This is a genomic window from Nocardiopsis coralliicola (assembly GCF_054779695.1).
Map to the genome: position 1 here is coordinate 1 of NZ_BAAGXT010000085.1, position 9,085 is coordinate 9,085.

7 protein-coding genes and 1 pseudogene are annotated in these 9,085 nt (G+C 76.7%); 4 read left to right on the forward strand and 4 right to left on the reverse strand.

Going from position 1 to position 9,085, the window contains the following annotated elements; all coding sequences use genetic code 11:
- The first annotated feature begins 224 nt into the window (after nucleotides 1-224).
- The 3 genes from ACYVGT_RS27815 to ACYVGT_RS27825 all read left to right on the forward strand — a co-directional run bounded on the left by ACYVGT_RS27815 (nucleotide 225) and on the right by ACYVGT_RS27825 (nucleotide 2,914).
- On the forward strand, nucleotides 225-1,652 hold the full coding sequence (locus tag ACYVGT_RS27815) for a sensor histidine kinase (RefSeq protein ID WP_460863764.1): 1,428 nt from the start codon (nucleotides 225-227) through the stop codon (nucleotides 1,650-1,652).
- Complete coding sequence (locus ACYVGT_RS27820; protein WP_460863767.1) at nucleotides 1,637-2,380, forward strand: LuxR C-terminal-related transcriptional regulator; 744 nt, start codon at nucleotides 1,637-1,639, stop codon at nucleotides 2,378-2,380. The genes ACYVGT_RS27815 and ACYVGT_RS27820 overlap by 16 nt, the downstream gene beginning before the upstream one ends.
- Nucleotides 2,381-2,644: 264 nt before the next feature.
- Nucleotides 2,645-2,914, forward strand: coding sequence for a DUF6406 domain-containing protein (locus ACYVGT_RS27825; protein ID WP_460863770.1), 270 nt, complete (start codon nucleotides 2,645-2,647; stop codon nucleotides 2,912-2,914).
- A 1,605-nt stretch (nucleotides 2,915-4,519) separates the two neighbouring features.
- Here the strand turns inward: ACYVGT_RS27825 and ACYVGT_RS27830 are convergent.
- Nucleotides 4,520-5,782, reverse strand: a complete 1,263-nt coding sequence (locus ACYVGT_RS27830) for a serine hydrolase domain-containing protein (protein ID WP_460863774.1) — start codon at nucleotides 5,780-5,782, stop codon at nucleotides 4,520-4,522.
- 411 nt (nucleotides 5,783-6,193) lie between these two features.
- Here ACYVGT_RS27830 and ACYVGT_RS27835 point away from each other — a divergent pair, with 411 nt between their 5' ends.
- Nucleotides 6,194-6,490, forward strand: coding sequence for a Dabb family protein (locus ACYVGT_RS27835; RefSeq protein WP_460863777.1), 297 nt, complete (start codon nucleotides 6,194-6,196; stop codon nucleotides 6,488-6,490).
- A 27-nt stretch (nucleotides 6,491-6,517) separates the two neighbouring features.
- Here the strand turns inward: ACYVGT_RS27835 and ACYVGT_RS27840 are convergent, their stop codons facing one another.
- From ACYVGT_RS27840 to ACYVGT_RS27850, 3 genes and pseudogenes are all read right to left on the reverse strand, one after another.
- A complete protein-coding gene (locus tag ACYVGT_RS27840; RefSeq protein WP_460863779.1) occupies nucleotides 6,518-7,543 on the reverse strand; it encodes an FkbM family methyltransferase in 1,026 nt (341 codons plus the stop codon).
- 76 nt (nucleotides 7,544-7,619) lie between these two features.
- Nucleotides 7,620-7,988: a hypothetical protein gene (locus ACYVGT_RS27845; RefSeq protein WP_460863781.1), complete on the reverse strand. Its 369-nt coding sequence runs from the start codon at nucleotides 7,986-7,988 to the stop codon at nucleotides 7,620-7,622.
- A 683-nt stretch (nucleotides 7,989-8,671) separates the two neighbouring features.
- Nucleotides 8,672-9,085, reverse strand: a pseudogene (locus ACYVGT_RS27850) (hypothetical protein); the annotation flags it as partial.

Consider the following 9,085-nt stretch of genomic DNA (forward strand, 5'->3'; position numbering starts at 1 on the left):
GCGCGGGGCGCCGGCGGCGCCGCGGCCGGGGGCGGGCCCGGTTGCCGCAGCACTGGTCCTGGGCGCCGCGCGCAGGAACCGCACCGGCCTCGGCGCGCGCCCGCAGTGCGGCCGCTGCGGGCGGCGGAGGCCGAGCAGGCGGTGCAGCGGGCTGGGCGGATCGAGCGAATAGAGCGGACACGGTGGACGGTGCGGGCAGAGCGCGGGGAGGCGCCCCGGCGGCGGTGGAGCGCGGGGACCGGGCAGCCGCCGGCACCGCGGCGGACGTGCCGCCGGCCGGGGCACCGGTCGGCGATTCCGCAGGACGGAGTGGGCCGGACACCGCGCTGGCGGCGCTCCGGTCACCGCGCTATCTGATCGGGCTCTGGCCGTGGCGCGCCCTCGTCTACACCGCCACGACGCCGCCCGCCGCGTTCGCCGCCGGCGCGCCGCTGGGGTTCGCCGCCGTGCCGGCGGCCGCGGCCGCCGGGCTGCTCATCGGCGCGTGGTCGGCGTCGCCGGGCCGGATCGCCGCGGCCCTCGCCCTGCTGGCGTTCGGAGCCGCCGTGCTTGCGGCGGCCGCTCCGCTGGTCGCCCAGCCGTTCGGCGCCCTGGAGCGGCTCCGGCTGCACCTCGCCGACCGCCGCCCCTGCCCCAGCCCGCACCGCCCTCCGCAGCGTCCCGGAATCCTGCCCTGGCTGCGCGCCCGCTACGGGTCGGCGGCCGTGTGGAGCGAGTGCGCCTATGCGGTCCTCACCGTGCTGCTGTTCGCGCCGCTGGCGCTGGCCGTGCTCGGCATGCTCGCCGTCGGCCTGGTGCTGTGCACGGCGCCGCTGATCGCCGCATCGGGCCAGGGGCCGATCGCCTTCGGGCCCTGGCAGGTCGACGAGGCGGCGGGTGCGGCGGCGCTCGCGGCCGCCGGGGCCGCGGCGGTCGCCGCCGCGCTGTATGCCGCCGGTCTCGCCGCGGGCGGGCACGCCGCCGCAGCGCGGGCGCTGCTGGGCCCCTCGGGCGCCGCCGCGGCGCGCGCGGAGCTGACCGAAGTCGCCCGCTCCCGGGAACGGCTGGTCGACGCCTTCGAGGCGGAGCGCCGCAGGATCGAGCGCGACCTGCACGACGGCGCCCAGCAGCGGCTCGTCGCGCTGTCGATGCGGCTCGGCCTGGCCCGGCTCGACCTGACCGCGGACGGCGCTGCGGACCGCCAGGTCGCCGAGGCGCAGGAGCTGGCCAAGAGCGCCATCGCCGAACTGCGCGAGCTCGTCGCCGGCATCCACCCCAAGGTGCTGTCCGACCGCGGTCTGCCGGCGGCGCTGCCCGAACTGGCAGACCGGTGCCCGGTTCCGGCGGCCGTCCGGGTGGCCCTCGACGAGCGGCCCACGCCGGCGATCGAGGCGGCGGTCTACTTCACGGTGGCCGAGGCGCTCACCAACGTCGCCAAGCACAGCGGAGCGGACCGGGCCGAGGTCGGCGTGCGGCTCGACGGCCGGGGTGCGGGCCGCCGGCTGATCGCCGAGGTCCGCGACGACGGTGCCGGAGGCGCCGACGCCGCGCACGGGACCGGGCTGACCGGCCTCGCCGACCGCATCGCGGTGGTCGGCGGCCGGATGCTGCTGTCCAGCCCGTCGGGCGGTCCGACGGTCGTACAGGTGGAGGTGCCATGGAGGACAACGTGAACCGGGGAGCGGACGCCGCGGCAGGCGGAAGCGCCGGCACCGCCGGGGACGCGGCCGGCCGCGTCCCGTCCGTGCGCACCGTGCTGGCGGAAGACGGCGTGCTGCTGCGGGAAGGGCTGGCCGGCCTGCTGGGGCGGTTCGGGTTCACCGTGGCGGCCGCGGTCGGCGACGCCCCCGCGCTGATCCGCGCGGTCGAGGAGCACGAACCGCACCTCGTGGTCACCGACATCCGGATGCCGCCCGGCTTCAGCGACGAAGGGCTGCGTGCCGCGGTGGAGCTCCGCCGCGCCCGCCCCGGGCTGCCGGTGGCGGCGCTCAGCCAGTACGTGGAGCAGAGCTACGCCGCAGACCTGCTCGACTCGGCGGACGGCCGCGGCGTGGGCTACCTCCTCAAAGAGCGCGTCGCGGACGTGGCGGACTTCGCCGCCCGGCTGCGGACCGTGGCCGGCGGCGGCACCGTCGTCGACCCGGAGGTGGTGCGCGCGCTGCTGCGCCGCAACCGGGATCCGCTGCAGCGGCTGTCGGACCGCGAGCGCGAGGTGCTCGGCGAGATCGCCGAAGGCCACTCCAACACCGCGATCGCCGGGCGGCTTCACGTGAGCGAAGCCGCGGTGGGAAAGCACATCGGAAATATCTTCGCCAAACTCGACCTGCCCCCGGCGGGCGACATCCACCGCCGCGTCATGGCGGTGCTCGCTTACCTTCGTTCGGGTGTATCCGGCCAGTGAAGTTCCGCACCCGGTGCAGGGACTTCGGTCCCGATCGGCGCATTTCCGTCGATGGGGCCGAGGCATGTCCCCCCGGTGTTCCCCGGTGTCCGCCCGGCCGTAGGCAATTCACCGGGCGCCGGGTAAAGTGCGGGGCACTCTGCGCGGCGCCGGAGGGGTTCCCCGCCCTCGGGCGCCGCGCGCCGTGCCAGGGGGCCGCAGGCGCTTCCTGCCGGGAAACACCCAGGAACACCGAAGATGCAGAGACGAAAGACGGAGCCGCGCGTGTCTCATGAGGTCGGTGCCCAGGAGAAGATCACCTACGGCCGCAACGATCACTTCGCCGGCGGACCGGTCGGCGGCGGCGGATTCTGGGTCGATGATCAGGGCCGCGCCGCCGCCCGGATCGGCGGCCCCAGGGAATGGACGCCGTCGGGAATGCTGGAGGTGCGGGTCGGCGATACTTTCACCGTCGGCGGCCAGACCTGGAAAATCACCGATATCACCGATGCGGATTCACCGGATGCCTATCTCCTGTGCACCCGGGTCAGCTGAATAGCTGAAAACGCGCCGCGCTGGAAGTGCGTGTCCGAAACCGGGACGCCGTTCGATGATGTGTTTCCCCGCGGATTCGGCGCATTGCAGATTCCCCATTGCGCGGGCCCGGAGGCCGCAGTGCGGCCGGCCGGACCGCGCCCGGGCCGGTGCCCGCAGGAGCGCTCGCGCCCGCGGGGCGCGCCCGGTGCGCTCACCGAGGCGGTGCAGCGGCCCACTCCCGCCACACTTCTGTTGCTCTGAAGTAAGGGTCCGGGCGGGGCCGTGCTGGGCCCCGGCGCGGCTGCGGTCCGCGCGGCCGGGGCCGCCCGGACCGGCCTTTGGGCCCGCTTCCCCGTGCGGCCCGTCACCGAGCCAGGTCAGCGGTCCGGCGCCCGGCGAAAGCCGATGTGCCGCACGGCCCCACCAGCGCCCGTGAACCGGGCCCAAGGGCCTAAATCGGATTCGGGCCCGGCGCGGGCCTGTCCGCTCCCGCAGCGGCCGGGGGAGTATTCCGGTGAGCGGCGGGGCAATGAGCCCCGGGAAGTCGGCGCCCGTGGACGTACGCGCCCGCTCCGCGTATGTGCGCTGGACACGGGCGCTCGGCGCGCAGGCCGACGCGCAGGCGCACCCCCTGCGGCACCGCCGCATCGGCGCGGGGCGCGCGCGGGCCAGCAGCGCCGGGCGGTCCGGGCGCGACCTCCGTCCCCAGGAGGCGCGGCCCGGACCGCCGCAGTCGGCGGGGTGTCCCGCTTCCGTCCGCGCCCGGTGCCGTGCCGGGCTCCGTTCGGCTGCGTGCCGTGCACACGTTCCCCGGCAGCCACGCCGGCGGATCCGCGCTGCCGGCGCAGCCGGCCGAGAACTGCGCTGCTTGCGCTCCCGAGCGGGCCGGTCCGCGCGGGTTCCGTGGTGCCGTTCCCACTGCAGCGCCGGCCGGTTGCTGCCCTGCCCGGCTGCGTGTCAGGTGCGGGCGGTGCAGTGAACGCGGTCGCGGGCAGCCCCCAACGCTGCAGGAGGCATGCCAGCGGAGTCGCGCGCTGTTCGGTGCTCCCAGGCAGTTCACCAGTGCCGGTGCCGGCGAGTCGGCCGGTTGACTCCCGCGCAGCCTGCGCTGGGGTGCGGGCGGTGCCGCGGCCGCGGCACCGCGGTCGGCCGGCCCCGGCGCTGGGGAAGCCGGCAGAGAGCCGCGCGCCGCGCCTGCTCGCTGATCGAGCCTGTGCCCGGGGTCGGCCGCGATCGGCTGATCGATCCGGTGGGGGCTTGCCGCCCTCGCCGTTCAGGCCGCGGCGCGGGCCGGTCTCTGCTGTCCTGTCCCGCCTGCTGTCGGCCCGCCCGATCGGGCGGGCCGGGGCTCTGCCGAGCCGCTCGTGCTGCGGCACGGGCCGGGTTGCTGTCCCGCTCGGGGCGGCGTGCTGCCGCCGCGTTCCGACGGCGGCGCCGGGCCGGTTCTGCTGTCCGGCCCGCCTCTGCTCGGGTGCCGGCGGATCCGCGCGCTGTCGGCGCAGTCGGCCGAGTCCGCTGCTGTTCGGCACCCCCGCGGCGGAGCCAGTGCCGGGGCGGCCGAATTCTGCGGCGCTGTTCCAGCGGTGGCGCCGCCCCGCCCGCCCCCGCCCGCCCGGCTGGGTGTCAGGTGCGGGCGGTGCCGCGGAGGCTGTCGTAGACGGCTTTCACCAGGCGCATCGAGCGCATGCCGCCGGACAGCTGGGCGCCGAGGCCGTTGACCACGTAGCCGATCGACAGCCCGTGGTCAGGGTCGGCCAGCCCGATCGAGCCGCCCGACCCGGTGTGGCCGAACGCCGCCGTGGCGGCCCGCGGTACCGGGAAGGTCAGCGAGGGGCGCATGAAGCCGAGGCCGAAGGCGCTGTCCAGCACCATCACCTCGTCCGGCCCCTCGGAACGGAGACTCAGCGCATGCTGCAGCGCCGCCGGTTCGAGGATGCGTCCGGCCAGCAGGTCGCGGTAGAACCCGGCCAGCCCGGTGGCGGTCGCGGTGAGCCCGGCCGCCGGCCAGCCGGCGGACAGGACCGACCGGTTGTTGAACCCGCCGCGCACCCCGCTCATGTCGGGGGAGGAGAACGCCCGGGAGAACAGGCTCTCCGGGTCGCGGGCCGCGCGCTCCATCCGGCTGAGCGGATCCTCGCCGGACGGCGCACCGCCGGACGCGCCATCGCCCCTGCGGCCCGAAGCCGCGGAGTCGCCGCCGGCGCCGCTGCGGGTGAGCCGCGCGGTGCGGTCGAGCACGTCTTCCGGGGCCCCCACCCACAGATCGAGCCCGAGGGGGCCGGCGAACTCGTCGGCCACGTAGGCGCCGACGGAGCGGCCGTCGATCCGCCGGACGATCTCCCCGGCGAGCCAGCCGTAGGTGAACGGGTGGTAGCCGTGGCGGGTCCCCGGCTCCCACGCCGGCGCCTGACGGGCCAGTTGCGCCGCCATGGCCTCCGGGTCGGCGGCTTCGGCGGCGCTGACGCGCCGGTCGAACGCAGGCAGGCCGGCGCGGTGGGACAGCAGGTCGGCGCCTGTCGTGCCGGCCTTGCCGTGCGCGTCGAAGCCCGGCCACCACGCGGCCACCGGACCGTCCAGGTCGAGGCCGTGCTGCCGGGCGACGCGCAGAGCCGCGGCGGCCGTCAGCGCCTTGGTGCAGGAGAACGCGAAGCAGGGCGTGGCCCGCTCCCAGGCCCGGCCGGTTCGGTGGTCGGCCAGGCCGCCCCACAGCTCCACCACCGGCTCCCCGTCCACGAAGACGCTGAACCCGGCGCCGGTCTCCAGGCCGCGCGCGAAGTTGTTCTCGAAGACCCGGCGCACCCGCTCGAACCCGGGCGCGCAGTGGCCCTGCACGGCGGGTTCCGCCGCCGTGCCGTCCCGCTCGCCGCCTGACTCTGCTGCCTCCACGGGCCCTCCTCCGCCAACGGCTCCTCCGGCGCGGCCGGCTGCCGCGCGCCAGGATATGCAGCGCGGCGGAGTGTGCCAGAACAGCGGGGGGCGTGTGCCGGCTCCGCGGTGGACGGCGGCGGCCGGATGCGGACGCCCGCACCACTGGTGGCATCCTTACCGCCCGTTTATCCTTGCTGATCACGTGGGCAGAGAGCGGTCCGATCGAGACGTTCCGGTGACCCGATCCGTCCTCGCAGGTGACCGGGGCCCGGTTGGCTGTACTCCGGGCGGCGCGTCCGCCTCCGCCGCACCGCGGGAGAGGTCTGCCGCCCAGCGGCAGTGCGCCGCGGCGTCCTGCCCGTCGGACCCAGGGGCTGTCCCCCGCCCCTGGGCCCGGCCGGTGTGCCGCCGCACGGTAGGTTCGTTGCCATGGCACTCAGGCACATCGCCCTCTTCACCTGGAATGATGACGCGTCGCCCGGCGAGATCGCCGCAATCGGCGAGGCGCTCTCCGCCCTGCCCGCCGCGATCCCGGAGCTGCGGGCCTACGCGTTCGGCCCGGACGCAGGGGTCTCCGACGGCAACGCCGACTACGCGGTCGTCGCCGACGTCGACGACGCGGAGGCGTTCGCCGCCTACCGCGACCACCCGGACCACCAGGCCGTGCTGGCACGGATCCGCCCGCTGCTCGCAGCCCGCAGCGCGGTCCAGTTCACCCTTCCCTAGGGCGCGCGCCGCGGCCGGCCGGTGCGGTCAGGCGACGGGCACCCCGGCGGCGCGCAGCTCGTCGCTGCCGCGCACGGTGAAGATCCAGTCGCGGAACCGGTCGCGGGCCTGGAGCGCCCCGGCCGGCGCCAGCGCGCGGTCGCCGACCAGGTGGAACCGGTAGCCGTGCGGCGCGAGCAGGGACGACAGCCGCGCAGTGTCAGCGTCCGGCAGGACCTCGCACAGCACGTCCGGCCGATGCCGGGCGAGGAAGTCCTGCCCGTGCGCGAAGACCTCCGCCTCGGTGCCCTCCACATCCACCTTGAGCAGCACCCCGCCCGGACCGGCCGCTCCGGCGAACTCGTCGAGGGCGACGGTGGGCACGGGTACTCCGTCGTCGAACGCCATCTCCGCGGAGTAGAAGCACGGGAGTGCGGCGTCCCCCGAGGCGGCCGGCATCTCCACCGTGCCGCCCGGCGCGCCCACCCCGACGGGGTGGAGCACGGTGCGGTGCAGGACCCGGTTGCGGACGGCGTTCTCGAACAGGCCGGTGAAGACCTCTGGCACCATTTCGAAGGCGTGTGCCCGCAGCTTCGGGTTGACCGCGGTGCCCACCAGTGTGAACAGGCCCGTGTAGGCGCCGATGTCGAGCACGGTGTCCGCGCCGCGGGACAGCGCGGCGAACACCTGCACCGCGAGGTCGTCGGCGGGCCCGGGGCGGCGGCCGCCACCCCAGTACAGCTCCTTGGCGATAACGCAGCGGGAGGGCGCGAGCATCGTGAACCGCGCTCCGCCCGCCGTCCCCTCCACCTCGCGCACCGACGCCGGCGCGGGCAGCCGGCCGGACCGGCGCAGCCCCGGCGCGGCGGCCACCGCGCCGCGCAGGGCCAGGTTCGGCAACCGGTGCTCCAGCACCCGTTTGACGTGCTTCTTCGCGCCGTACCAGCTCTTCCTGCGGCCGTCTGCGGTGGCGCGGTAGTCGAGCGCCCCGGCGTCCGCTCCGGGCTGTGCGGACCGGCCGGAGCCTGGCGGGCCCGCCTCCGCGGCCGGTCCGCCGGTCGTGTGCTGGGCCATAGTCGCTCTCCGTGGCAGCGGGACGGCAGGTCGGTGGTTACCGCGCGGCCGCACCGCAGTGCGGCGCAGCCGGCCCTCAGTCGAGGAGGTCGCCCATCGCCTGGATGGTCGGGCACGGCCAGCGCGCCATGCAGCAGCCGCACCGGCGCGCGGCAGGCGACGGCGCGCTGCTGATCCCGCCGCCGTCGCGCGGCCGGTGCAGCGCGAGGAGGCTGAGGCAGAGCCGGGCGAGCGCCCCGACCTCGGTGCGGGCGTTGGCGTAGAACGCGACGTCGTTGATGCGCAGCAGTCCGCTGTCCCCGGACTGCCGCGGGATGCCGACGGTGTCCGGGCCCCAGGGGAGGGCGCGGTCGGCGCGTTCGCGGACGCCCTCGGCGTAGATCCGCAGCCGCTCGTGCACGTCGAGCTGGTCGTCGGCCGACGCAAACAGGTCGGAGATCGACATCGGTCCCCCTCCCGAATCCCCACCTGGAACTCACCGTATAGGAAGTGTCACAGAGTGTGTCATCGGATGGCGGGGACGGCAGCGGGCCACGCCGCCGCGCCGCCACTCCGACAGTGCGGCGGCGCGGCGGCGTCCTCGATGGTTGGCGGGGAGGGGGCGCGGACCGGCTGCGGACATGGCGAAGGGCGCCGAAGACCAGCGGGTGACCACTGGCCTGGTGCCTGGAGACCGCACTCTCTGCCGGTCTGGACGACCGCGTCCTGCCCGCGCGAACAGAGCGCAACCGCGGACCCGCCCGCCTGCCGGGCCGGCCGGGGTGCGACCGCCACGTGCGCGATGCGGCCGCGGCCCTCCTCGCCGCCTCCCGGAGGCCGGTGCGAGCGGCCCCGGCGGGGCAGGAGCCGCGATGGCCGATGGGCTACACCTGCGCTGCGGCCCTTCCCGGCCACCGCCGAGCGCTCCGAGCTGGGCGCGATCGCCGGCTCCGGCGCGGACAGGTCCCACCGCGCCTTCTCCCGGGGTCCCGCCCCCGCCCACCACCACCGCCGACGGCGCGGACCGCGCCGTCCCGCTCGCCCGTCGAGGGCGTGCCGGGCGGGGCCGCTCCTCCTCCTCGCCTGCTCGGCTGGGGAGAACGCTGCGGGGGCGTGCCAGGGCGCCGCGCAGCAGGGCGGTTGTCCGCCCTAGCCCGCGCGCGCCGGTGCTTCCGGCGCCTGCGGCGCTCGCGGCAGCTGCTGCGGCCCGGGCGGCGCGGCCCCCGGAGGGGGAGGCGGCGGCGCCGCGAAGAAGCCGCTTTCGCGCACTGGGCGGCGCAGCATCCGGTAGAGCGCGACCTGCCCCGCCACCATCAGCGGCAGGAGCGGTGCCACGGCGACGGCGATCAGGACGGCCGAAGGGCCCCCTGCGCCGCCGAGCGGGAGCGGTACCGCCGCGAGTGCGGGCAGCAGCGCCGCGAGCGCGGCCGCCGATGCGTGCCGGGACCGGGCCGGCCCGCCCAGTCCCGCCGTTGCGCCCAGGGCGCCGGCCGCCAGCGCCGCCGCGAGGGCGAGCAGCAGCGGGCGCTCGGCGTCCGGGCCGCCGGGCAGCAGCGCCGCCGC